This is a genomic window from Paenibacillus sp. VT-400 (assembly GCF_001029205.1).
GTDB classification, from domain to species: Bacteria; Bacillota; Bacilli; order Paenibacillales; family Paenibacillaceae; genus Paenibacillus; species Paenibacillus amylolyticus.
Window position 1 is genome coordinate 1,833,397 of record NZ_LELF01000067.1, and the last position, 24,311, is coordinate 1,857,707.

19 protein-coding genes are annotated in these 24,311 nt (G+C 44.5%); 14 read left to right on the forward strand and 5 right to left on the reverse strand.

All coding sequences use genetic code 11. The features are described from left to right. Positions 1–26 precede the first annotated feature (26 nt). From EL84_RS19020 to EL84_RS19030, 3 genes are all read left to right on the forward strand, one after another. Positions 27–530, forward strand: coding sequence for a ferritin (locus tag EL84_RS19020; protein WP_047842684.1), 504 nt, complete (start codon positions 27–29; stop codon positions 528–530). 472 nt (positions 531–1,002) lie between these two features. Further along, positions 1,003–1,743, forward strand: a complete 741-nt coding sequence (locus tag EL84_RS19025; protein ID WP_047842685.1) for a polysaccharide deacetylase family protein — start codon at positions 1,003–1,005, stop codon at positions 1,741–1,743. Between the two features lie 44 nt (positions 1,744–1,787). Beyond that, on the forward strand, positions 1,788–2,699 hold the full coding sequence (locus EL84_RS19030) for a hypothetical protein (protein WP_053061533.1): 912 nt from the start codon (positions 1,788–1,790) through the stop codon (positions 2,697–2,699). A 180-nt stretch (positions 2,700–2,879) separates the two neighbouring features. On the opposite strand, the gene EL84_RS19035 is transcribed toward EL84_RS19030, so the two are convergent. From EL84_RS19035 to EL84_RS19045, 3 genes are all read right to left on the reverse strand, one after another. Next, the gene (locus EL84_RS19035; RefSeq protein WP_036608692.1) at positions 2,880–3,479 is read right to left on the reverse strand and encodes a response regulator transcription factor; all 600 of its coding nucleotides are present in this window, start codon (positions 3,477–3,479) and stop codon (positions 2,880–2,882) included. After that, the gene (locus EL84_RS19040) at positions 3,476–4,624 is read right to left on the reverse strand and encodes a sensor histidine kinase (protein ID WP_036608689.1); all 1,149 of its coding nucleotides are present in this window, start codon (positions 4,622–4,624) and stop codon (positions 3,476–3,478) included. The genes EL84_RS19035 and EL84_RS19040 overlap by 4 nt, the downstream gene beginning before the upstream one ends. An 87-nt stretch (positions 4,625–4,711) precedes the next feature. Next, positions 4,712–5,770, reverse strand: a complete 1,059-nt coding sequence (locus EL84_RS19045) for a fatty acid desaturase (protein ID WP_047842686.1) — start codon at positions 5,768–5,770, stop codon at positions 4,712–4,714. 374 nt (positions 5,771–6,144) lie between these two features. Here EL84_RS19045 and EL84_RS19050 point away from each other — a divergent pair, with 374 nt between their 5' ends. The 11 genes from EL84_RS19050 (at position 6,145) to EL84_RS19100 (ending at position 21,116) form a co-directional block, all read left to right on the forward strand. Continuing rightward, positions 6,145–6,984 (forward strand): YitT family protein, encoded by an 840-nt coding sequence (locus EL84_RS19050; RefSeq protein ID WP_017688839.1) that lies wholly within the window; start codon positions 6,145–6,147, stop codon positions 6,982–6,984. A gap of 672 nt (positions 6,985–7,656) precedes the next feature. After that, positions 7,657–8,862 carry an ROK family transcriptional regulator gene (locus EL84_RS19055; protein ID WP_047842687.1) on the forward strand — a complete coding sequence of 402 codons (1,206 nt, stop codon included), beginning with the start codon at positions 7,657–7,659 and terminating at the stop codon, positions 8,860–8,862. Between the two features lie 36 nt (positions 8,863–8,898). Next, on the forward strand, positions 8,899–9,951 hold the full coding sequence (locus EL84_RS19060; protein ID WP_047842688.1) for an ROK family protein: 1,053 nt from the start codon (positions 8,899–8,901) through the stop codon (positions 9,949–9,951). Positions 9,952–10,000: 49 nt separating this feature from the next. Further along, positions 10,001–11,224: an MFS transporter gene (locus EL84_RS19065; RefSeq protein ID WP_235431552.1), complete on the forward strand. Its 1,224-nt coding sequence runs from the start codon at positions 10,001–10,003 to the stop codon at positions 11,222–11,224. Positions 11,225–11,245: 21 nt separating this feature from the next. Next, entirely contained in the window at positions 11,246–13,489 is a 2,244-nt protein-coding gene (locus tag EL84_RS19070) for a helix-turn-helix domain-containing protein (protein ID WP_053061534.1), read from the forward strand. Positions 13,490–13,725: 236 nt separating this feature from the next. Then, on the forward strand, positions 13,726–14,100 hold the full coding sequence (locus tag EL84_RS19075) for a hypothetical protein (RefSeq protein WP_161799437.1): 375 nt from the start codon (positions 13,726–13,728) through the stop codon (positions 14,098–14,100). Between the two features lie 394 nt (positions 14,101–14,494). Further along, positions 14,495–16,096 carry an extracellular solute-binding protein gene (locus EL84_RS19080; RefSeq protein WP_047842691.1) on the forward strand — a complete coding sequence of 534 codons (1,602 nt, stop codon included), beginning with the start codon at positions 14,495–14,497 and terminating at the stop codon, positions 16,094–16,096. 111 nt (positions 16,097–16,207) lie between these two features. Beyond that, positions 16,208–17,110: an ABC transporter permease gene (locus tag EL84_RS19085; protein ID WP_047842692.1), complete on the forward strand. Its 903-nt coding sequence runs from the start codon at positions 16,208–16,210 to the stop codon at positions 17,108–17,110. 38 nt (positions 17,111–17,148) lie between these two features. Continuing rightward, complete coding sequence (locus tag EL84_RS19090) at positions 17,149–18,021, forward strand: carbohydrate ABC transporter permease (protein ID WP_047842693.1); 873 nt, start codon at positions 17,149–17,151, stop codon at positions 18,019–18,021. Positions 18,022–18,225: 204 nt separating this feature from the next. Then, positions 18,226–19,932 carry a hypothetical protein gene (locus tag EL84_RS19095; RefSeq protein ID WP_047842694.1) on the forward strand — a complete coding sequence of 569 codons (1,707 nt, stop codon included), beginning with the start codon at positions 18,226–18,228 and terminating at the stop codon, positions 19,930–19,932. A 230-nt stretch (positions 19,933–20,162) separates the two neighbouring features. Beyond that, positions 20,163–21,116 (forward strand): sugar phosphate isomerase/epimerase family protein, encoded by a 954-nt coding sequence (locus EL84_RS19100; protein WP_047842695.1) that lies wholly within the window; start codon positions 20,163–20,165, stop codon positions 21,114–21,116. A 149-nt stretch (positions 21,117–21,265) separates the two neighbouring features. Here the strand turns inward: EL84_RS19100 and EL84_RS19105 are convergent, their stop codons facing one another. Then, positions 21,266–21,901 (reverse strand): response regulator, encoded by a 636-nt coding sequence (locus EL84_RS19105; RefSeq protein WP_053061535.1) that lies wholly within the window; start codon positions 21,899–21,901, stop codon positions 21,266–21,268. After that, positions 21,898–24,201 carry a sensor histidine kinase gene (locus EL84_RS19110; RefSeq protein WP_047842696.1) on the reverse strand — a complete coding sequence of 768 codons (2,304 nt, stop codon included), beginning with the start codon at positions 24,199–24,201 and terminating at the stop codon, positions 21,898–21,900. Before EL84_RS19110 ends, EL84_RS19105 begins: the two co-directional genes overlap by 4 nt. Positions 24,202–24,311: the final 110 nt, after the last annotated feature.

Below are 24,311 nucleotides of genomic sequence, written 5' to 3' on the forward strand. Positions count from 1 at the left end.
TAGAGAAAGAAAGAGGTGTTTTGATTATGAGCCAAACGTTAACAGAATCTTTAAATGAACAGATGAACTTTGAGTTTTATTCCGCTCATGTATATCTGGCTATGGCAGCCTATTGTTCCAGCAAAAGTCTGGATGGATTTGCAAACTTCTTCATCGTGCAAGCGGAAGAAGAGCGATTCCATGGCATGAAAATATACAAATTCCTGAATGATCGTGGGCAACGTGCCACACTTGAGGCTTTGCCAGAACCGAAGAATGAATATGCTTCGATGCTGGATGTGTTTGAGCATGGTTATGCTCATGAACAGCAAAACACGAAAAAATTCTACAATCTGGCTGACATCGCTCTGAATGAACGTGAACATGCAACGATGTATTTCCTGAAATGGTTCATTGATGAGCAGGTTGAAGAGGAAGCTTTGTTTGACAATATTATTCAGAAGCTGCGCCGCATTGAAAAAGACAGCAATGCCTTCTACATGCTGGATGCCGAGTTTGGCAAACGTTCGTTCACTGCTCCAACTGAATAAATTGCACGTAGGGAGTCGAGAAGATTCCAGCGTCAAAACACCATTTACATACAGCATGAGGTAATGATCCTGAAAGCAATGGGGGCAATCCCCTTGCAAGGGATGATGGTTTGATGCCATATGCTGATTGAAGACAAAGAAGCCTGCACTTGTGCAGGTTTTTTTGCATGCAACGATATTTAATGATTGTATTGATTTACTTGAATTGGAGTAAAGGTCTATCAAAATTCTGAATGTGGGTAATAGAGGATATGTCACAAATGATCTATCCTGACGGGATCTTATTTTGCGCAAATCTATCAAATTCGTATTAAATTTTAGGTTTATCTGACAAAAGTGTAACTCTACCGTAGCCTTTGGAGCGAGAACAGGAGCCACTATCTTTGATAGTATTAGGATTAATCGCCAAGGGATGAAGGTAGAAAAACATGGACACCCGGGGAAATATAACACACAAGGGAGACTTTTAATTATGCTACATATTCGTAAATCTATCATGGTCACACTTGCTATTTTATTAATCATTCCACTATTATTGCCGCAGTCGGTATCTGCCAAATCTGTTGCATCCAAGGATGGAGCAAGCAAAGCAAATTCGAAAATCATATACCTGACGTTTGATGATGGGCCAACCGCTCATACGGGTCAGTTACTGGATATTCTGGATCAATATCATGCGAAGGCAACGTTTTTTATGCTGGGTCCTCAGATGGAGCAATTTCAAAAGGCTACCAAACGAATCGTAGCTGACGGGCATGGATTGGGTCTGCATGGTGTGACTCACGTTCCAGGCAAATTCTATAAATCTGCATATAGCGGATTGAAAGAGATGCAACAGGCCAATGCAAGTCTGAACAAGGTTGCCGGAGTTAAAACAAGTCTTGTTCGGACGCCATACGGCAGTAAACCTTATCTCAAACCGGCATTCCGTAATGTACTGCTGGGTCAGGGTGGATTCCATCTATGGGATTGGAATGTGGATTCGGAAGACTGGAAATACCAGAAAGATCATCAGAAAGTCTATAACAGTGTAATGAAGCAGATCCACAATGTGCAAAAGAGCGGAACAACGCCAGTTGTGCTTATGCACGACCAGGAAGCAACGCTGAAAGTATTACCGCAAGTGTTAAAAACATTGAAGGCAGAAGGGTATCGTTTTGAAGTATTAAGCAAAAAAGTGCAGCCGGTTAACTTCTGGAACGACAAGCGTTAATCTTTTGAATTTTTAGATTGGCTACAACGAAGGAGGTACACATCATGAAGAAACAGCCATTATGGATCACGATTCCAGTAACGACAGCGGTTTTACTTGCTCTGGCAGGATGTGGCGGACCGGATTTAAATACAGCATCATCAGAGAATAGTTCTTCACCAACGACAACAGTGGGGGAGCAGACCGAGACTGGCAGTGGTGGTGCTGATTTCTCTAATGAAAATGAAACAGGAACCAAAGAGAATACGGGCACAACAGATAATGAAGACACATCAGGATCGAAGGCAAATGACAACCAAGTTGCCACTGGTCATTCAGGTGTGAATGATGTGATCAAACAAGTTCGCAACCAGTTGAAGATGAAGGATGCAGCGTTACCCACTTCATTTTCATTGGACAAGGGTACATCTTTGGGGGCGGCAATACTGTCCAATACTGCGGATGCATTTAAGGTAAACTTCTACGCTACCACTCAGTCTGTTGCCATTAATGATCAATCTTTAACAGCATCCGACAGTAAGATACCTGTACTGGCTTCCTATGAAGTGAAGACCTATAAGGACCCGGATCAGCCAGAAATATTCCCTGAGACGGACCTGAAAGATATTCCAGCAGATATGGCTGTGGATCTGGGACATGGTATCAAAGGTATGAGTGAAGGTGCCGCAGGCAGTCAATATCTGACTTGGCAAGAAGGTAGATGGACGCTGGAAATTCGTTCGGTATCTGAAGATGAAATGAATAATCCGGGCATAGCGAAAAAAATGGTGGAGTACCTGGAGTTACATACCTTGCCTGTACCTAAAGATAAAGGGTATATCAAGGTTGAATATCCAAGTGGTGGACAGTCTGTTCATGTAACGATCTCATGGCAGGACGGTAACCAAATTCATCAGCTTAAGACCGATCAAGTGCCATTAGAAGCTCTTGGTATGGTTGTATCTGTGAAATCTTAAGTATTCTACGGTTATCCTGCAATGTAGAAGAAATGAGTGTGGGATTGTTACGATACACCTAAAAAAAGCTTGGCGCAGGAAGAAATTGCTGGGCCAAGCTTTTTATTTTGAGCATGTTATCGCAGCTTATGCAGCCGGGGTACATGCTTATTTTTGTTTCAATGGGTTAAAGCGGTACTTTCATTTGAACCACCCTTTTTCCTTGGAGCGAGTGATGGCCTCAATGCGGTTACTGGCATTTAACTTGTTGAGAATAATGGAGATGTAGTTACGCACCGTTCCCGTTGTAATGAACAGATGCCCGGCGATTTCCTTGGTGTTTTTCCCATCTGCCATGAGGCCTAGTACGGCATTCTCCCGTTCTGTCAGGGGGTTTTCTTCTACATAAGCTTCATCTACCAAGTCGGGAGCGAAGATGCGTCTGCCATTCATAACTTGGCGGATCGATTCGGCAAGTTCTTCAATTGGACTATCTTTGAGCAGGTAACCACGGACACCGCCCTTTAGGGCACGTTCGAAATATCCGGTCCGGGCAAAAGTGGTCAGTATAATGACCTTACAGCTCATTCCTTTGAGTTCTTCTGCAGCTTCAAGGCCGCTTTTCACGGGCATTTCTATATCCATCAGACAGATGTCTGGTGCAAGCTCTTGGACAAGGGCAAGGGCTTCCTGGCCGTTGCTGGCACGTCCGACGACTTCCATATCTTCCTCCAGATTGAGGAGGGAGGACAAGGCGCCGAGCATCATGCGCTGATCTTCCGCGATTACAATTCTAATCATGATTCTGCCTCCTTTATCGGTTTGCGAACGAGTTTCGGAACATGAATAATGATCGCTGTACCCGGGATGTCTGTCGCAGAGCGAATATCCAGACATCCGTTCACAAATTCAAGTCGTTCCTTCATGCCCAAAATTCCTGTTCCGCGCCGATCCTGTTTGCGAGTTCGTTCTATTCCAACACCGTTATCTTGAACGGTTACTACATTATCCGCTAGTGTTTCCTTAATGATGATAGTACAGGTTGTTGCCTGACTGTGTTTGACGACATTCGTGACAGCTTCTTTCAAGCACATACCGAGCACATTTTCATTCAATTGTGACGTATCCTGTAACTTCGGATTACCTTCCAGCACAAATTCAATCGAAGCGGCCTTCAGAATCTGCTCCGCCCGGAACAGTTCATCGACCAATTGTGTACCACGCATAGTGGTGACCATTTCCCGGACTTCCTTCAGAGCTGTACTTGCCGTTTGTCTGAGGTCGTTCAATTCAATCTCGGCCTGATCGGGATTATTGCGGAGCAGCCGTCTCGCCAGATCGGTTTTCAGACCGATCAAAGAGAGCTTCTGTCCAAGTGTATCGTGCAGGTCACGAGCGATACGCTGGCGTTCTTCCATTTTTACGAGATCATCAAGTCGCTTGTTCGCATTCTCCAATTGGCCTTCCAAATGTTCAGTTTTGTTTTTGTTATACGTACTGATTGGGAGCAGGATGGAGGCCATTAAGCTGATGAATACAAACGGGAGTTGGCTCACCAACAGAGAACTCTGATTAATGAAACCGTAATTAATGGTTACGAAACTGGCTCCCAGGTTCACCGAATAGAGGGTGAAGAAACCGGCTTTATTTTTAATATTCCCAATAAAGAAAGCAAGAAACAATGAGAAATACGCATAATCATAGGCGATCGTCATCGTAATGGATATGGCAATTAGCATTCCAATCCACATGTACACCTGCCAGCCCTTGGTGATGAAGGCGAGCAGGTAACAGACGAAGAAAACGAGGATAATGATGATGCCGGTTACCATAGTCCATAATTTAGAATATTGCGATATAAAATAGAATGGCAGGATGAAAAACGCGAGCCATACATAAAGGTTCAACCCTGTTTTTTTATAAAAATTTTGCATCCACTTTTGAATGGAATTCTCCTCCTCAAACTTGTACTCAACTTTAGCATGACTGTAGCATGACTATGGCTTGAACACAAGAAAACGAATCCGACAGAGTTAAGGCTTCTCTGTCAGACCCGCTGGATTGGTTACTCGGATAGGCGGTTGAACATACGGCTTGCGGGATAGCTTTTTGAGCTGTCTGAAGCTAATAAACTGTTTAGAATCTTCATCCCACAGACGGAAGCGCAGGGCAACCAGACTGGAACGTAGTGTAATAGTCGTTGCTTTTTGCAAAGGTGGTGTTGCGTTATGTGCTTCTTCCAAGAAATAGTTAGGTACACGTGGGCTCAAGTGATGCACATGGTGAAACCCGATATTACCACTGATCCATTGCAATAATTTTGGCAATTTGTAATAAGAACTGCCTTCAACAGCTGCTTTTACATAACTCCACTCATCTTCATGTTCAAAATACGTCTCTTCGAACTGATGTTGAACGTAGAACAGCCAGATACCAAAGAAACCGGAGAAGAAGAAGATAGGTGCCTGAACCATTACAAAAGCCTGCCATCCGACTAACCAGGACATGAATGCATAGAGCACAACGATCAATACGGTAGTCAGGTGTGTATTGATACGTTCTTTACGTCTAGCACCTTTGCGGTTAAAACGGTAAGCCAACAGGAACACGTAAATGGGTCCGATACAAAACAATACAAACGGGTTACGATAAATCCGATAGAAGAGACGACCCCAAGTAGAAGCTGCTTTGTATTCGTCAACCGTCATTACCCAGATATCACCTACACCACGTTTGTCAAGATTACTGCTTGTTGCGTGATGGATAGAATGCTCGTTTTTCCACTGCTGATAGGGTGTCACTGTTAATACACCAGTAATGGTACCGAGAATATCGTTGGCGCGTTTGCTCTTGAAGAATGAACCATGGCAGCAGTCATGGAAAATAATAAAGGTCCGCAGTACAAATCCGGATGCCACCAAGGCAATCGGGAAGGTCAGCCAGTAGGAAACCGATAAGCTAAAGTAAGCTGCAGCCCATAACAAGAAGAGCGGGAGCAATGTATTGATTAACTGGCGGATACTTAGTCTGAGATCATTTTTTTCGTAAGGGGTAACTTCTTTTTTTAAGGCCATTTCTTTTGATCTGTTCATAAAATTGTGTCCTCCTTCAATCGTTATAACTGTAATCAGCTACAACTTGGCGTTTCCCGCTAGACTTTCCTGTAGGAAGCGTTTTTATCATTGTAAAACAATCCGAACATGACAGTAAGTCATAAACGTCAGCCTTCTGTAATGATGAATATCAATGATGGACCATGACATTTGTCATGGGTGTATGATACTCAATAGCTCTGCAGAAGACAGAAGAGCAGGTTTTACTAATTCCTTTGCACAAATTACGCAACAATTTGTATTATGTATACAAATTTTGTTGTGAGCATGGTAAAATCTATCCTTGAGTGATTATGACAACTTATGAGACGGGTCGATTAGGTTGATTTCTGATGGATTGGATGGAATGCATAATGAAGAAACGAATTACGGATATCCTATTTATTATGGCAGGTGCATTTCTGTTTGCACTGGCGGTGAACCTGTTTGTCATCCCGAACGATTTGGCTGAAGGCGGCGTCACGGGTATCACGATTATTTTGTATTACCTGTTTGAATGGTCCCCTGGACTGATGAACTTGATCCTGAACGGTATTTTGTTAATTGTGGGATATCGGTTTCTTGATAAAACGACTACGGTATATACGATTATTGCAGTGGTATTCAACTCGTTGTTCCTGCATCTGACGGAGAGTTGGACGATTGCATCGGATGAACTCTGGATCAATACCATTTTTGCCGGATTATTTGCCGGTCTTGGTATCGGCTTGATTGTTAGAGTGGGAGGCACAACGGCGGGGACAGTGATCCTGGCCCGACTTGCCAACAAATATCTGGATTGGAATATCAGTTACGGACTTCTGTTCTTCGATCTGATTGTGGCTTTCTCCTCATACTTCATCATTGGACCACAAGGATTAATGTGTACAATTGTCTTGCTGTTTGTCGGAACGAAAACAATGGAGTTCATTATTGAAGGGCTCAATCCGAAAAAAGCAGTCATGATTATCTCTTCCAAACAGGATGAAATCGCAAAGCAAGTCATTGAGAAGATGGATCGCGGAGTAACCGTCCTGTCCGGTCATGGCTATTACACAAAAAATAAGAAAGAAATTCTATACATTGTGATTAGCAAGCAGGAAGTTTCTATGCTGAAGAAGATTGTCCGAGCAGAAGATGAGATTGCTTTTATCACCATTCATGACGTGCGTGATGTTTTCGGTGAAGGATTTATTGAACTCTCTAAAACTTGATGAATATATGTATATAAGGAAGAAAAAAGTTGCGGTGAAATATCACCGCAACTTTTTTGATAGGTTAATGGTATCCGGTATTAATCTAGTTCAATAAGAAAGAACCCTTCTCCGAAGAGAAGGGCAAAAGAGTATTAGTAATGTCTTCTTTTTTTGACTCCGCAATATTCAACAGTGACATGACAGTGTTTTTTACACTTTGTAGGGACATATTTAACTTTGGTAACACAAGTTTTCGTAATTTTTTTGTAAAAACACTTTGGTCTTGGATGATGACATTTATGATGTTTTCTATACATATTAAAACCTCCCTGATCGTGATAAGGTATTCTATGAGCGTGTCACTGTTTCGGAAATGTATAAACGTCTATTATTGTATAATAATTCCTTTATTAGGCTTCTGTGTTACAGGTGAAGGTTGGTTCTTTCTAGTAAAACTTTCTACTAAAAGAGTGCAATGACAAAAAGCTGTACACCTACCAAACACGATGATATATTGAATTTAATCAATTTGTTAACAAACCTAACTAACTAAGCATTTAGCATAATTTCCAAGAGCGTTTTACAATCAGCAAGATATAGATCGAAACGGTGTTATTCGTCTATATTTTGTACCCGAGAGCGACTTTAATCGAATTATGAAAAATGCTAACTATAAGAGGAGGCGATAACATGGCTGGCACACCGCAGTATATCCGCAATCTGAATGAAAATCTTATCATGGATGCCCTCATAACTCAGGGAACCATGTCGAGAGCGGATATCAGCCGTCAGACCGGACTTAGTAAACCAACAGTATCTTTGGCAGTCGAACATCTGATTGACCGTAATCTGGTGAGGGAAATGGGGCCAGCTGACAACGCTCAGGGTCGAAAAGCAACCCTCATTCGTTTCAACGAAACGGCTTATTATGTCTGTGGTATAGATATCGGCGCAACTCGTATTCGGATTGCATTATCCGATCTGAATGGAGAGATCATTGCCTATCGAACATATCCCATGGTTGTTCAAGAAGCTTATGAGCGAGCGGAAGCGACGATGTTGGAGCTTCTTCGAAGCCATATGAACGAACTGCTTGATGAGAATCATCTGAACTGGGATCAGATTCAGTGCATCGGGTTCGGTATACCAGGCGTAGTGCTGCCTGAATCAGGGCGTATCAAACGTATTGTGGACCCTTTAGCGGGTCTGGAAGAAGCTTTCTCTTTAGAGTCGTTGTCAGGAGCTTTTCCCTGTGAAGTAATTCTGGAAAATGATGTGAATCTTGCAGCCCTTGGGGAGTATCGGAGTGGTGCAGCAGCAGGATATCCCTTGTTTGTTTTTTTCTCCATCGGTACAGGGACAGGCGCTGGGATCATGGTACATGGCCAACTGCTTCGAGGTTTAGGTGGCTTAACTGGAGAGATCGCGGAGATGCTGGTGGACGATGGCCGACGTCTGGAGGAAGTGCTGTCCGCTGATGGTCTGATGCAACTGGCGAAAGATTATCTAGATCAGCATGATGAACTATTATTGGAGGCTGCTGATTCGGGTGCAGATGATCTTCACAGACACCTGACTCCCGAGAGGTTATTTGAAGCTGCGCGCAGTGGAGAAGTAGAGGCGTTAGACATTCTACAACAATACAGCCAGAAGATTGCTTCCGCTCTGCGTCAGCTTAGCGTTGTGCTTGCTCCGGATCTCATTGTGCTTGGCGGAGGTGTAGGAGGGAACGGTGATGTGTTATTGCCTTTACTGAGGCAGATCATCTCTGAGCAATTCCCTGTGCAACCACAGTTAATCTGTTCCAAGCTTGGTGAGCAGGCTGTTGTCACTGGCGCGGTACAGGTAGCCATACAACAAACGATGCTGAACCTTCAGCAGGAAGCCATGGAATAAGAGATTGGATATACAACATGTGAGGAGGGAAAAGGGATGACAGAATCCGTGAAAAACGTAAGTAATAACTATCAGACCAATCAGAATGGTACGGTTGGAGGTGATCCATCCGGCTGGATTGCAGGTATTGACATTGGAGGTACCAAAACATTAATGCTCTTGTCATCACAACAGGCTGGAAATGAAGTTCATGAACGTATCTTGCCTACGCTTGCCAGTGATCAGCCGGATGAGTTCTTCCGATGGTTATTCGCTGAATTAGAAACATTCTGCCGCGAAGTTGGATGCAGTCTGGATCAACTTAAAGGTGCAGGCTTGGGATTCCCTGGTGTGATTCTGCAAGAGGAGGGGATACTGCGAAATGCTCCGGCTTTTCAGTGGCCTGAGCTAGATATTCGCCCTGTTATTGCGAAGTATTACAGCGGGAATATCATGTTGGATAATGATGTGAATATGGCCGCAATGGGCGAGTATGATCAAGGGGCAGCACAGGGACATCAACACTGCGTAATGGTCACGGTTGGAACAGGCATTGGATCTGCTCTTATCCTGAATGGACAGCTCTATAGCGGCCAGAATGGAGCAGCAGGTGAGATTGGGCATTTCATTGCAGGAGACGAAGGGCTTCATACCGGTTATGTTGCGGATGCGGATTCCTTTGGCGTATTTGAGCAAGTGACTTCAGGTACGGGAATTACCGAACAGGCGAGGCGTTATTTTGCTGCTGGAAAGGGAAGTTCCTTATCCCTGATCATGAGTCTGGCAGGAGGGGAAGCGGAACAGATTGAAGCCAGGCATGTATTCAAAGCAGCGGAGTCGGGTGATCTTGCTGCCCTGGAGATTCTGGAACTACCCATGCGTTATATGGCGAGAGGTCTGGCGAATATTACGGCTTTACTCAATCCTTCCATTATAGTGATCGGTGGTGGCGTGGCTGCATCCAACCCATCCTATTATCTAAACGAAGTGCGCACACGCCTCCAACGTTACACTGTTCTGCCTACACTTTTAGCTGTAGCTGAACTGGGGAACAAAGCAGGAGCAATCGGGGCATTGGCTGCAATCAAGTCCAGTCTGACACGCACATAAAAATAGAGAATAGGCGAAGCAACTACAGAAATAAAGGATGGAGATCCGGATGAGAAGTAGACATATGAAGGCTTACACAGAGAAAATAAAAGCCGATTCCAATGATGCAAAACGTGTTTTACTCCAATTACAGGGCCTATATCTGTTTATGGGGCTTGCTGGGGGGATGTTTAACCCGTACATTAATCCCATATTGGTAGCACAAGGGTTTTCCAGTAAAGAAACCGGATTTATTATGGCGTTTGGCACACTCGTATCCATTATTCTTCAACCAATATGGGGAATTCTGGTAGATAAGTTTAAAAAGACACGGTTCGTACTGGTGATAAGCCTGCTTGTTCCTGCATCGTTAGCGTATTTCTACAATATTCAAGTGTACTTTATATTAATATTGATTTATACTTTATGCACTATATTCCAAGTGACTCAAATACCCGTTGCTGACTCCTATGCGGTTACAGCCGCGAGAGCCGCGAACACCTCATATGGCATGATCCGACTCTTCGGCAGCATAGGAACGGGAGTTGGGGGATTTGCCGCAGGGATGTATCTCTCCCAGTTTTCCATTCACATGTTATGGCTACCATTTCTCCTGTTTAACATTCTGAGCGCTATACTGGCAAGTACACTCCCCCGGCAGACGAGCATATCCTCGTCCTCGGTAACCTTCTCCGTAGGTTTGGCAAGATTGCTCCGAAACCGGACATTCCTTCTATTTCTAACAGGCTGTTTCCTGGTTAACCAAACGCTCACTGCGTTTAACTCCTTTTTTGTTATTTCATTTCAAATGGCTGGCGGTTCGGTGACCATGACGGGTACAGCACTGTTGCTGGCGTCAATTACTAATGTTCCATCCATGTTGGCAGCGGCATTCATACTCCGAAAATGGGGGCATGAACGCACGTTGCTGCTTGCAGCGGGGGCGTATATGTTACGTTGGGGGATACAATGGCTATGGCCGACACCTGAGGTCATGATTGGCGTTCAGGTGCTGCATGGGTTATCCTTCGGATTCTTTTATATCGCAGCAGTGGAATATGTGGCTTCGGTTACGGGACGGGAAATGCAGGCCACAGGACAAAGTTTATTTAACATGGTGTTTGCTGGCCTGGGCGGAATTGTTGGTAATATGCTGAACGGATATTTACTCGATTCCGGCGGTCCATCACTGATGTATCTGGCTTGCGCGATCAGTGTGGGACTAGGATCAGTGATTCTATATATCGTCAGCAGGCAGGCCAAAGAACAGAGAAGAGCATACTCATTAGAATAGAGATGGAAGGAGTTGGAGCCTATGAAAGTAAATCTGAAGCGGAATTGGCACACCAAGTTGATGTATTCGTATTTTCCTATTTTTCTGCTTACGATTTCCATTCTGATCTTTCTCTCCTTCCTGATTGTCAACGAACTCTCACGTAACGAAACACAAAAAGCCGACATGATCTCCACCCGCTATATCGTGGATACACTGGAGCGCTCGCTAAGCGACATTGAACTTCGGTTGCTTGAAGACATTGGTGCAAACAAAACATATAGTCGCTTTCTGGAAGCTGGACAGGGACAATTATCGAGTCAGTTCATCTATGATGCGGCAAGTGGGCTGGGACGTATGCTGGATCAGCAGGATATGATTCAATCCATTTATCTCTATCGCATGTCCGATTCCCAGATTCTTACGCCCAGAGGCATGATGCGTTTGGAAGATTTCGAAGATCGTGCCTATATTGAGCAAGCCTTGAAAGATCGGGATAACCTCGGTTGGAATCTACCACGTGATTATAAGGAACGTTCCTTCGACGTACCTTCACAGGTGATTAGCATGAATAAGTGGCTTCCGTTACCGTGGGGCGGGGAAGGACTGCTCGTCATTACCATCCGCATGTATGCAGTGGAACGGCAGATTGATAACATGACCAATGAAAAGTTATCTGTTCTTCAGGTTCGGGATAAAAGCGACAATCTGATCTATACCGCGCATCAAATGGACCCTTCAGCAGGTGAAATCCTTAATCGTGTGACTGCGGACAAGCTTGGTCTGGTCTTCGAGAGTGGTATTCAATCCGGACAGCTGTATTCATGGGTATCCCTTGTTTCTTATGTGTGGATCGGTATTGGTTTATTAACGATTGTTGGTGCGGTGGCGGGACTAATCTACATTACTCGCAGAAATACACGCCCCATCCAGCTGATCATGAATCGAATTCAGGCGTTACAGCCACGTGCCGAGGAGAATGAAGCAACTCCATCCGTCAAAGATGAACTGGCACTCATCGACCGTGCGCTGGAACATCTGATTGCTCAAACGGTTGACTATGAGAAACAACATCATGAAAACTTGCTGATTCATCGCAGACAGTTGCTTGTTGATCTGATGGAAGGAGAGCGGATGGATTCGTTCCGTCAGCGACTTCGCCATCTGCAACCGCTAGAGGAACGATTCATGGAACCGAAGAGTGTTGCTGTCCTCATTGCGGAGATGAATGGTGACGATCTCTCGACCAATCAGAATATTCTGAAGATTGCGCTTATGAACGTAGTGGAAGAACTTGTGCAGAATGAGACCCAGTTCGGCGGTTGGGCTGAATGGTTTGGGAACCGCAGGCTTATTGTAGTGATTGCATCGGATGAGCAGGAAGGACTGGACCGTGAATTACTTATGGATCTGGCTAAGCAGATGCATATGTGGATTGCGGAAAACTTCCGCCTACGGTTTACGTTCGGGATTGGACGAACCGTACCGGGCTGGGAGGAGATTACTCGTTCCTATGCGAGTGCAGATGCGGGTTTGCAGCATAGACTTACCCTAGGTAAAGATGCGATCGTTCTCAGTGAGCAACTGCCGGATCGTATTGAGCTGCAATCGTACAAGTATTTGCAGATGCTCGCAGACTTTGTCCGTGAATTCAGACTAACCGGCGATGGTTGGCGAACGCAGCTGGATCAGATGTTTGTTGCGTTTAATGAAGATCAGATTACAGATAACGATATTCGCATGTTGCTGCAGGCGTTAATCCAGATGTTGTCCCGTGAATTCGGGGAGCTGTCTGAGCGGCTGCAAAGCCAATTTGCCGAGGAAATCCTGACTCGTCTTCGCAGTGATATCCAGCAGGTGGAGACACTCGAGGGGATTCAAGAGATTTTGCAGGAGTGGCTTAAAGAGGTTTATCGCAATTATGTATCTGTAAATGAAACGAAAAGTCATCGCGCGATGATCAACGAGCTGCGGATCTATATTGAAGAGCATTTTGATGATCCGGATCTGTCGCTGAAACATCTGAGTGATCGGTTCCAGATCTCGGGCAAATATGCGAGTTATCTGTTCAAGGAAGAGTTTGAGATGAAGTTTGTTGATTTTCTGGTGAAACTGAGGGTCGAAAAGGCCTGTCGTCTGTTGTCTGCATCCGATATGGCTGTTCAGGATATTGCTCTGCAAGTGGGTTATGCCAATGCCATCTCTTTCGGCAGAGTATTTAAACGGATTATGGGCGTGACACCAGGAGACTACCGCAAGCAGAGTGGAAAACAAGGGGATCAATAACGGAATTGCACGTGTTAGAACATCCGAGTATCGGGTGAAAAGCAATATTCATAGAGATATTTCATGAAATCTCTTGTATGAGGGGATAAGGTTCGTGCCTTATCGTCCTTTTACAGGAGATTTTTTGATTTTTAATACAACATCTTAGGCCCATTAAGCTGGTGCGTTAAGGAATTTTACGAATGACCTATACTAGCATTATGACAATCCATTAATTCATAGGGAAGGAGTTGAAGATGATGTATACATACGGACAGCAAGTGTGGGGATCGGTAGATATCAATAGGCGGGTTACCATTACAGCAAGCAACAACACATTTACATTTCATGTAGATGACTCGTCATATACGATAACTATACCTGTTGGTACCTACACGACAAGTCAACAAAGGCATGAATCCGAACTTATTCAGGCCATTTCGAAGGCAGGGGCAGCTCAGAACATTCCAGTACGATTTATTTTGGGCGGAATGCATTATGATGAGAAGTATAATGTGTTGATTTTGGAACATACGGACACGACCAACGAGCATGTCATCGATCAATTTGCGGGAAATGCCATCGATACGTTGTTTGGTCAAATGAAGTTTAATCTTCCGCCGAGGAATTAGTCGTGGAATCGTTCTACACGTTTTGCTAAACAAGGAGATCACATAAGATGTGGTCTCTTTTTCATTTTTTGAAGAGAGATTTAATGGAAAAAAGATTATTGCAAGATGGGTGATGCCAGATTAGGTATGAGAAATCGATCTTAATGCAACATAATTTGTTATTATAGTTAACATTACTGGCGTGAAAATTGTATATTGTCAGGAAATATGTTTATATATCGCGGTGTTTAACGTAAAAAACGTGAATTTCACATTTTGAAAATAGTTTATTGTCTAAATATCAGATCGTATGTAATGATTAGTGACATTCACAGGTGCAACAAAATGGGATGAACAAAGTGGAGTGGCAATCATGTGAATCCATTCAGAGAGTGTGCGAAAGGGGAAAGGTCAAATGAGATTATTTCAAAGACGTAAGGCAGGCAAGGCAAGTTCAATCCTCGCAGTGGTAACAGCATTCACTCTATTATTATCTGCATGTTCATCAGGAAGCGAATCAACATCTTCATCTGGAGAGTCGGGTTCGGGGGAAAAAACGACTTTGAAAGTAGAAATCTTCGATCGGGGAAACACTCCGGCGGGCTACACCATTTCGGACAGTTATCTGACTCGCTTCATTCAAGAGAAGTTTGGTGATCCAAACAACATCGATGTTCAGTTTGTTCCGGTACCGCGCTCGGAGGAAGTACAGAAACTTAACGTTCTGATGGCGAGTGGCTCTGAAGTACCTGATATCGTCTTTACCTACGATTCGGGAACATTCAACCGGTATGCAGAGCAAGGAGGTCTGACCGAACTTACGGATCTGATCAATCAAAGTGGTCCTAACCTGAAGAAGTTCCTGGGAGATGAAACTCTGGCCTACGGTCAATACGATGGACAACAGTTCGCGGTTCCAGGTAAACGTCTTGTACTTGGGAAGTATGCATCCTATGTTCGTCAGGACTGGCTGGATGCACTCGGATTGCCATCACCTGAGACAGCTGAGGAGCTGCATACAACACTGAAGGCCTTTAAGGAAAAAGATCCGGGTAAAGTCGGTACAGGACTTATTCCGATGGGGATGTCCATTGCCTCGGCTCAATATGAACCACTGATCTGGTCATTCATTGAACCGCTGACGGAAGAACAGAAATATACATTAACGCAACAACTGGGTTCCAATGACTATCCAACGTTGTTGCCTGGTTTCAAGGACGCCCTGAAATATATGAACACACTTTATAATGAAGGATTAATGAGCAAGGACTTTGGACTCGACAAAGACAAGAAAAAGCTGTGGGAAGATGTATCTAACGGCAAAGTTGGATTCTACACCGAGGATGCAGGGGAGATTTATATCTCCGGTACGTACAAAAACCTGCAAACCAATCAACCGGGTGCAGTGATGACACCGATTGATGCATTCAAAAACTCCGAAGGCAAATTCGCCAAACCGGCATATGCACCCAATGCGATGTATGTCATGATCCCGAAATCGAGCAAAAATGCGGAAGCCGCGATGAAGTATCTGGATTGGATGGCTTCGGGCAACAACCTGTTCGACCTGCAATTCGGTGTTGAAAACGAGAACTATGAACTTGTGGATGGGGTACCACTGATCAAAGATGATGCTTCTCCTGAAATTGCAGGCCGTATCTATAATTCCGGTGACATTGCCATTATCGTGAACGGTAAATACGTTGGGGATGACAAGAAAAATGAAGAGGCCTATGTCGTTCAGGTAGAGTCGAAATATCGGGATGATATGCGCAAGTCGGTAGCGATCTCTAACACGGACACCATTCAACCGGTACGTTTCTCCAAACCGATTGAGGCGGAAGCACGCTACGGTAACGGCTTGAAAGACAAGTTTATGGAGTTTTTCGTGAAAACAACCATTTCCAAACCTGCTGATTTTGAAGCCACGTATGACAGCATGATGAAGGACTACATGGCGAGCGGTGGTCAAGCAATCCTGGATGAACGTACAGAAGCTTACAAAGCGATGAAATAAGTAGAGTAGAGATCACATCTAATGTGTATGACAACAAAGAACAGGGATTTCATTAGGGCGATGGCAACATCGCCTTGATGAAAAATCCTGAATGACATGGGGGGAAGGTATATGAAAACAAGCATCTATTTCCGCAGAAACTGGCAACTATATGCGTTGCTCCTACTGCCCATGATCTACTTCATTATTTTCAAGTATGGGCCAATGTATGGCGTGCAGATTGCGTTCAAGGACTTTAACTTCTTTCAAGGGATCGCCGGTAGTGAGTGGATTGGCTTGGATGCATTCAGAGAAGTGTTTCATAATCAGGGATTCTACACGGCATTACGCAACACGTTAGTGCTTAACATGCTGGATCTACTGGTCTCCTTCCCGGCACCACTTATATTAGCCATCTTATTGTTCGAGCTGAAGAAGGCCTGGTTCAAAAAGTTGGCACAGACTTTACTGTACATTCCTCACTTTATTTCGTGGGTCATTATTGGAGGGATCGTACTTCAGGTATTCGGTACACAATCCGGTTTTATTAACAATATCTTGATGAGCATGGGATTTGATCCATTACCTTTCCTTTCAGACAAAAACTATTGGCTCTTCACGTATCTTGCGGTAGGCGTGTGGCAGAGTGCAGGCTGGGGTACGATTCTGTATCTGGCATCTCTCACGGGCATCAACCGGGAACTCTACGAAGCCGCAGAAGTGGATGGAGCAAGTCGGCTACGCAGAATCTGGCACATCTCCTTGCCAGGCATCAAAACAACGATTGTTACCTTATTGATCATCAATGTCGGCAACATGATCTCTATCGGCTTCGACCGACCTTTTATAATCGGTAACGTGGCTGTACGTGAATACTCGGATGTGCTCAGCACATTTGTCTATCGTGTCGGTTTACAGTCTGGTCAAGTTACGCTCGCAACAGCTGTAGGTTTGTTCCAGGCATTAGTTGGACTTGTCTTCATACTCGGAGCAAATTATACGTCCAAGAAATTAACCGATGAGAGCATTATGTAGTGGATTGATTCACATATGATCTGTAAGGAGTGAGTGGGATGTCTGAAAACACGGCGAATCGAATATTCAACACGGTAAACGTCATTCTTATTGTCATTACGATGGTGCTGTGTCTTGCACCATTCATTCATATTATTGCGATCTCGCTCAGCTCAAACCGGGCGATCGGTTCAGGAGAAGTTTCCTTTTTCCCCAAAGAGTTATCCTTTGAGGCGTATACCAAAGTATTTGCAGATGGATCAATGATTCGTTCCCTCATCTATACCATTTGGCTGACCGTCCTGAGTACGGTGCTAAGCATGGTGATGACCATTGCAGCAGCTTATCCACTGGCGAAGAGCAATCTGAAAGGGCGCAAGTGGTTCATGCTTGTCATTGTGGTGACGATGTTTTTCAGTGGCGGCATTATCCCCGAGTACATTCTGATCAAAAATCTACATCTACTTGATAGCACATGGGGACTTATTCTGCCTGGATTGATTAGTCCGTTTTATATGATTATCCTCATTACCTTCTTCAGAGGGATTCCCGAAAGTCTGGAAGAAGCAGCAGGCATTGATGGAAGCAGCCACTTTGGAACACTTATGCGCATTATTTTGCCACTATCCCTTCCGGTTATGGCAACACTAAGCCTATTCTACGCGGTAGGACGGTGGAATGGTTTCCAGGATGCACTCATGTATATTACCAAACCTGAGCTATACCCTTTGCAATTGAAATTGTATCAGATGATTCAGCAAAACCAGATTACAGAACTGATGCAGAACGAAGGTATTGGTGCTGTTCAAGTCCTGCCTGAGAGTCTGAAAGCAGCCAGCGTTATATTCTCCACGTTACCGATCCTGCTTGTGTATCCGTGGTTGCAGCGGTACTTTATCAGTGGCGTAATGGTAGGTGCTGTAAAAGGTTAATAGAGGTTGTTCAAAAAGTTCACTTTTGATTACGAATGATGCCTAGTGGCATCATCAGCATCGAATATGAAATTCAGCCGAAATGTCCGTTGCTCACGTAGTTGTCCTACGCTCCGCTACTCCATTTCTAGCTTAATTCCATCTTCTTGGTACTGAAAACTGATCTTTTTGAACACGCACCTATAGTCTCGGGAGGTCCATGACATGACACAACGAAGGGTAGAGAAGATGTCGAAAGAGCAACAGTATCTTGTAAATCAGTCCATGTTGATGATGGATAGCTTTTATGACGAGAAAGTGGATCTGATTCGGAGTTTCGAAGAAGAGGATTCATCGCAGCACAGCACACGAGCCAGTGCACATTATGCGCTCGGATTGTTAATTCGAAATGAGCCTGGTGATGTGAAACGCGCGATACGAGTGTTCCACAAGGTGCTCGATGTTCAATATGACGCTCCGGATGAGATCTATCACGGAACCTTCGCGACCCGACCAACTGATGTGCATCCACCAGCGGGTCACTATGCTTGGAAATCTTTTGCGCCAGGCACGGCCTATTTCCTGGAACGCACCTTTGAGAAGGTGTCTGCGCAGTTTATCCATAAACTACAGGAAGAGGGTTCTCTGCTAACAGAGGCAGCAGACCCCAAACAACTGAAACACCTTTTTTATTCGGCAGTGAATCAGGTTCTGCCACCGGTCTGGATCAGCTATGATCCCAACTGGCGCGAGTTTATCGCTTGTGTCTGTGTGGTTGTGACTGCCGAATTCGCCGAACTTATGCCGGAGACACTCATGAAACGGATGGACCATGCGATGGAGTTGGCTGTGCAAGGGTCAATAGAACGCAGGTTATCCGATGTAATCCCCATGAACACGAATATTGAGTTGATGCACATTTTCATCACCCACTACTACGGCCATCGCTTGAACCGAACAGATTGGATTCAGCATTCGGATGAACAGGCGGAGGGGTTGGTGAAGGAGTTTGAACAATACAACGGTACATTCGCGGAGTTCAATACGACAACGTATTACGGGGTGGATCTGTCCGTGCTTGGCATGTATCGAAAGTATGGACTCACGGAACGTTTGATCGAAATTGGACACCGGATTGAACATGGGCTGTGGAATAATATTGCGCTATATTACAATGCCAATCTGGAGAATCTCTCCGGCCCATTCTCTCGGGCGTACGACATGGAAATGCGAGAGCATAGTTCGATCGGTGTATTTATCTATCTCTTGCTTGGAGAAGGGTATGAATATCTGGCAGGAATCAACTGTGAGTCAGGCCATGATCCACTGATTGCGCTCCTTGGGGTGGATGTGCCCGCTGAAGCCGTGCCGTATTTCAAGGCTCATCAAGAAGATCGGCTTGTGCAGAAACGGTTCATGGAACTGTGTGAGCGCAATGATCCAACGTCCAATCGGAATTTGTGTACAGCCAAAGCTTGGATCGGTGAAGATCGGATGATCGGGGCCATGTCGGGAAGTGTGAATACCAATGGCCAGATGCATCCAGCCACGATCCACTGGCAGACAGAGACGGGTGAACGTTATTATCTACGCTTGATCCGTCGTGAGGTAGGTGAGGGCTGGAACAGCCATCTGCGCGGAATAACGTTTGATGCGGACCTCACGCCAGATTCGTTAACCATTGATGTGGAGCTGGATACGGCGGAAGAGATCGATGTTTATTTTGAAATCAGAGGGCCATTCCTTCGTCAGCAGGATATTACACCAGTGTTATGGCAGTTCCCTGGACTTACGTGTACCGTGAAGGCTGAAGCACCTGAACCATCCGTGTTAATGTACGTGAATCATGCGGAGATCATCTATCGTTATGTGCCTGGAAAGACTGCAAACAGGATGAGATTTGAATTGACCCTCCGTGAAGACAACGGTTAGAGGGATGAATAGGTATATAAGATGAACTGAACATTTACACGAGAACGAAGAGTGCAGAACCGATCTGAAGAAGCGGAGCGTTCGCCTGAAAGCTTTCTGCAAGAAAGCTGCATCGGAAGATGGTACTGCAATTGGAGTGATCTAGTGTAAATTTTATTGGTTCAACTTATATAGATAGAGATAAATGGAATATGAATGGGCGATAGAATGAGAGACAGGAGGAACCAATGATGTATACGGACAAACAGGAATATTCATTCTCAACATGTTGGAATATCAAACGTCATACGACCGGACAAGGCATGATCGAGGAGATCAAGTCCCTTGGATTCAAACAAGTTGAACTGAATTATAACGTAACGGAAGAGATGCTGCAGACGATAGAACCGATGATTGAACAGGGCGAGATCGGTGTATCCAGTGTGCATAATACATTTCCACTTGTGGCTGATCCGGATTACGGGACGGATTCCGTCCTGCTTGGGTTCAATGATGAACCGCGCCGCAAACGGGCGATTGAGCTGTTACTTCGCTCAGCCGAGTACGCACATCGTTATGGGGCCAAGGCTGTTGTTGTACATCCCGGTGAGGTTCCGTTTGAATACAATATAGATGAAGTATTGAAAAAGATATACCACGATCAAGGACCGGATTCACCGGCATATCAATCTTTATGGCAAGAGATGCTGGAGAAGCGGGAAGATGGCAGCGCACATTACCTGAGCCTTATTCAGGAGAGTCTGGAAGAGGTATGTAACTTGTCGGAGCAGCGGGGATACGGGGTGAATTTCGGTATTGAGACCCGTTCACGCTGTTATCAGATGCCGACTTTGAACGAAGCGGGAACGATTATTGGACAAATGAAGGGCGCACCGCTTGGTCTTTGGTACGATATTGGTCACGGCATGATGATGGATCGAATGGGGCTGTACGATAATGTACGTGAGGCTAACGCGTTGATTGATCACGTGGTTGGCGTGCATATTCATGAAACCGTAGGGTTATCAGATCATTGGTGTCCATACATCCATAGTAAAGACATGACCTTTTTTGATTCATTTTTGGATATCATTGATCGTTCGCCAGTGAAAGTATATGAGTTAAAAGCCGCGTGTACACCGGAAGAGATTGATGAAAGTCACGATTTGATTACGTCTCGCATTGCTGAACGTCAGCGCGGGTAAAGGAGCAGATGTATCAAGCATGAATGCTCCTTATAGGAAAACCTCATAGTAAAGTAAATCAACAAATAGAGCGGTTCAGAACAAACCTCAGGTTGCGTTAGAGGGTGTTCTACCGCTCTTTTGTTGTTCTTTTAAACGGGTACATGTTTTTACCGTTTCTCAGGGAGTGTTACGTCACCGAGAATCCCTGCCTGATAGCCTTTGACTACAGCACCAATTCTGGACTTAACACCAAATTTCTGTGTAATAGAAGTTATATGATACTCCACTGTACGTTGACTGATCGCCAGATCCTGTGCAATCTCCTTGTTGGTCATCTCCAGTGCAATGCGGTTAAGCACTTCCCGTTCAGTTGCTGTGAGTGATTCCTCCAGATTAGGGGATAACATGGTCTCTGGAATAAGAACATGTCCCAACATACTTTGGTGAATGGCGTTGATAATCTGTCCATACGTTGCTTGTTTCGACAAGTAGGCATGGACGCCCAGATCATAAGCTTTTAACTGGAATTCATGATAGTTGTATCCGGATAGCAGTATGATTTTAACGGATAACCCGTATTGATCTTTCAATCTTCTCACAACCTCGAATCCGTCGAGCCGGGGCATGCGGATATCCATCACAACAACATCTGGCCGCAGCGCCGCTACTTCGGATAAAAAAAGCAATGGGTCGCTGAATGTCTTCACTACCTGTATGTCTGGTTCACGATTCAAACGGTTGTTGAGACCTTCCATGACCAGAGGATGATCATCAAGCAGTACGACTGTGATTGGCTCGTTCATTGTTCAGTTGCTCCTTTGGTTAAAGGCAAACGGATGTTGATTGAGGTTCCTTTGCCAAGGCTGGAATGTATGGTGAATTCTCCACCGAGATGTTGAATGCTGCTCTGTATGGATATCAAACCGAAGTGCCCTGTTGCAGTATCAAATGTGGTATGAACATTGAACCCCAAGCCGTCATCCTCTACTTGGAGAATCAAGTCAGTATCCCTTGTATGTACCTGAATGGAGCAGAACGACGCCTGTGCGTGCTTCATCACATTCATAATGAGTTCGCGGACCGTCCGAAAGACGGTGGACTTCAGAGGTTCGTGCTTCAACTCTTCAGAGAGGGCGTTGTAGTTTAGTTCCATTCTGATGCCACTTTGTATTTGGATTGTACGGATGAGCCATTGCAACGCTTCCTCAAGATCACTTCGATCCATAATATGAGGGTAGAGATCATCGCACAATTGACGTATATCTCTCTGGGAAGCATACAGGCACTCCAGCCAAACAGCCGTTTGATCCTTATGCGTCTCTCCGGTATCGTGTAATTCCTCCAAATCACGAGACAGGAAAATCAGGTTTTGAAGCAGTTGATCATGAAGGAAATAAGAGGTTTTCATACGCTCTGCCTGTTGGGCTTCCATCATAATATCATTGAACTGCCGATGACGGCGTATCTGGTGTTCATGAAGAGCTGTCTGGTCTACACGGTATTCATATCGCTTCTGCAGATCGGATAAGAGTCTGCCATTGACGAGCATTCGAATTGACTCCAGCCTGCCTTTATCAATGATATCCTGTTCCTCTGCTGAAAAAAGGGTGCGATTTTCTTTGTGACCAATGCCCAAAAATCCTATCGTCTCCGTAGTGGGTTCACCTGACAGCTCCCAAACCTGTGCCAAATCATATTTTTGTCGTAAAACTTTAATATCCAACGCCTGGTTATCTATATTCTGAATGGAAGTAAAAATCCCTGTACCTTCCTGAGAATATCTGTGCTTATCATCAATCCATATGACAATTACACCTTCAATATCCAGCATCTTGTGGAACATCTCGGCAAACACGTGAATCATGTCCCGCATGTTTTGCTGCTCAGCCATTCGCACAGTCAACCGCAGTTGCTGGTGTTCCAACCAGTCTTTGTTAAGTTTGTTTTTCTTGCGTGAGCGTGTGAGCGTGTACTGATACACCCAAGTGATTAGCAAAAACGAGACAAACAGTAAGCTGATATGAATTAACGAATGCAGGTGAGAAGCAGCCAGAAACAGTAAAAATACGATTAAAGCATATAGTCCATGAATTATCAATCTTGGCATAACCAGTTTGAGGTCAAGCATACTCCGTTGTACAAGTACATAAGTGAACATCCATGATAAAGGCAGAAATCCAATTAATGTATACTCTACAGGCAATAACGGTTCACCTTGAAGCAGGGTTGGAATAGCAAAACAGATGATGAAGGGAATCAGGCTGACAATAATTCCTGTTAACATGAGCAATAGCTGGTTCTGCTCCTTGCGATTGTAGCTTTTACGATTAACCCATGTCATCCAGATTAAGATCAGAAGGGTTGCACAAAGAATAAAGTTGAGCAGATTGGTTGGACCAGACGGTGCAACAGGAGTACTGACGGTAGTAATGCCTTGATTGAACTGAACATCGGTCATCATCCACTGCTTGATGTACAGAAAGGCAAGGCCGGTAGAGTAGGCAACGGCAATACATCTGCTGATGATTAATAACCATCGGAAACGATGCAGACGGGTACGGAATACAAAAGACACATAAAAAGCAGTTAGACAGTAAGGTAACCATGCCGCACAAAAGGCCAGAATATAATTAGATAAAGGCAACTGGGATGTGTATATCGTCAGTATACATATGGCCATGGACAGGTTAAGGAGGTAGAACAGGCGCATCACTCGTGAACCGGGTTGGTTAAACAAGGCATAGGTTCCGGTCAACAATAGCAATAATTCTACTATGGATGAGAAGCCGATGTTGAACCATTCACGTGGTCCAGGCTTCATTGTATGTTCGGATGCCTGACCGTGAGAATTCTCAACGCCGATGGTGTAGGCTTCAGTCACTAAGAATACACCTTTTTGATGGAGTAACCGTACTCCTCCTTTGGGTTCCAGCGAGATAACGGTGTCACCTGATCTAATCCCGGATGTATAAGCTAAACCTTGCGGATTTACATCATGTACTGCCCAAGAATTGGAGGCATTTGGTGTCAACGAAAGTCCGATATAAGGATTCATAAATGAAGAGATATGGATATACGTGGCTGTCAGTATAAAGCACAACATCGTTACAAACCACACGAGATTAAATTTAGTTTTCATGAATCTATGTAATGAGAGTTTTAGTCGCATGGTAAAATCATCCGTTCTTATAAAATGCATCATTGGTAAAATGA

Coding starts and splice junctions, on each gene's coding strand:
- EL84_RS19090 (WP_047842693.1), top strand. CDS start 17,149: ATGTCTGAAAACACGGCGAATCGAATATTCAACACGGTAAACGTCATT.
- EL84_RS19080 (WP_047842691.1), top strand. CDS start 14,495: ATGAGATTATTTCAAAGACGTAAGGCAGGCAAGGCAAGTTCAATCCTC.
- EL84_RS19060 (WP_047842688.1), top strand. CDS start 8,899: ATGACAGAATCCGTGAAAAACGTAAGTAATAACTATCAGACCAATCAG.
- EL84_RS19075 (WP_161799437.1), top strand. CDS start 13,726: ATGATGTATACATACGGACAGCAAGTGTGGGGATCGGTAGATATCAAT.
- EL84_RS19085 (WP_047842692.1), top strand. CDS start 16,208: ATGAAAACAAGCATCTATTTCCGCAGAAACTGGCAACTATATGCGTTG.
- EL84_RS19065 (WP_235431552.1), top strand. CDS start 10,001: ATGAGAAGTAGACATATGAAGGCTTACACAGAGAAAATAAAAGCCGAT.
- EL84_RS19050 (WP_017688839.1), top strand. CDS start 6,145: ATGAAGAAACGAATTACGGATATCCTATTTATTATGGCAGGTGCATTT.
- EL84_RS19045 (WP_047842686.1), bottom strand. CDS start 5,770: ATGAACAGATCAAAAGAAATGGCCTTAAAAAAAGAAGTTACCCCTTAC.
- EL84_RS19070 (WP_053061534.1), top strand. CDS start 11,246: ATGAAAGTAAATCTGAAGCGGAATTGGCACACCAAGTTGATGTATTCG.
- EL84_RS19055 (WP_047842687.1), top strand. CDS start 7,657: ATGGCTGGCACACCGCAGTATATCCGCAATCTGAATGAAAATCTTATC.
- EL84_RS19030 (WP_053061533.1), top strand. CDS start 1,788: ATGAAGAAACAGCCATTATGGATCACGATTCCAGTAACGACAGCGGTT.
- EL84_RS19035 (WP_036608692.1), bottom strand. CDS start 3,479: ATGATTAGAATTGTAATCGCGGAAGATCAGCGCATGATGCTCGGCGCC.
- EL84_RS19020 (WP_047842684.1), top strand. CDS start 27: ATGAGCCAAACGTTAACAGAATCTTTAAATGAACAGATGAACTTTGAG.
- EL84_RS19095 (WP_047842694.1), top strand. CDS start 18,226: ATGACACAACGAAGGGTAGAGAAGATGTCGAAAGAGCAACAGTATCTT.
- EL84_RS19100 (WP_047842695.1), top strand. CDS start 20,163: ATGTATACGGACAAACAGGAATATTCATTCTCAACATGTTGGAATATC.
- EL84_RS19105 (WP_053061535.1), bottom strand. CDS start 21,901: ATGAACGAGCCAATCACAGTCGTACTGCTTGATGATCATCCTCTGGTC.
- EL84_RS19110 (WP_047842696.1), bottom strand. CDS start 24,201: ATGTTGTGCTTTATACTGACAGCCACGTATATCCATATCTCTTCATTT.
- EL84_RS19025 (WP_047842685.1), top strand. CDS start 1,003: ATGCTACATATTCGTAAATCTATCATGGTCACACTTGCTATTTTATTA.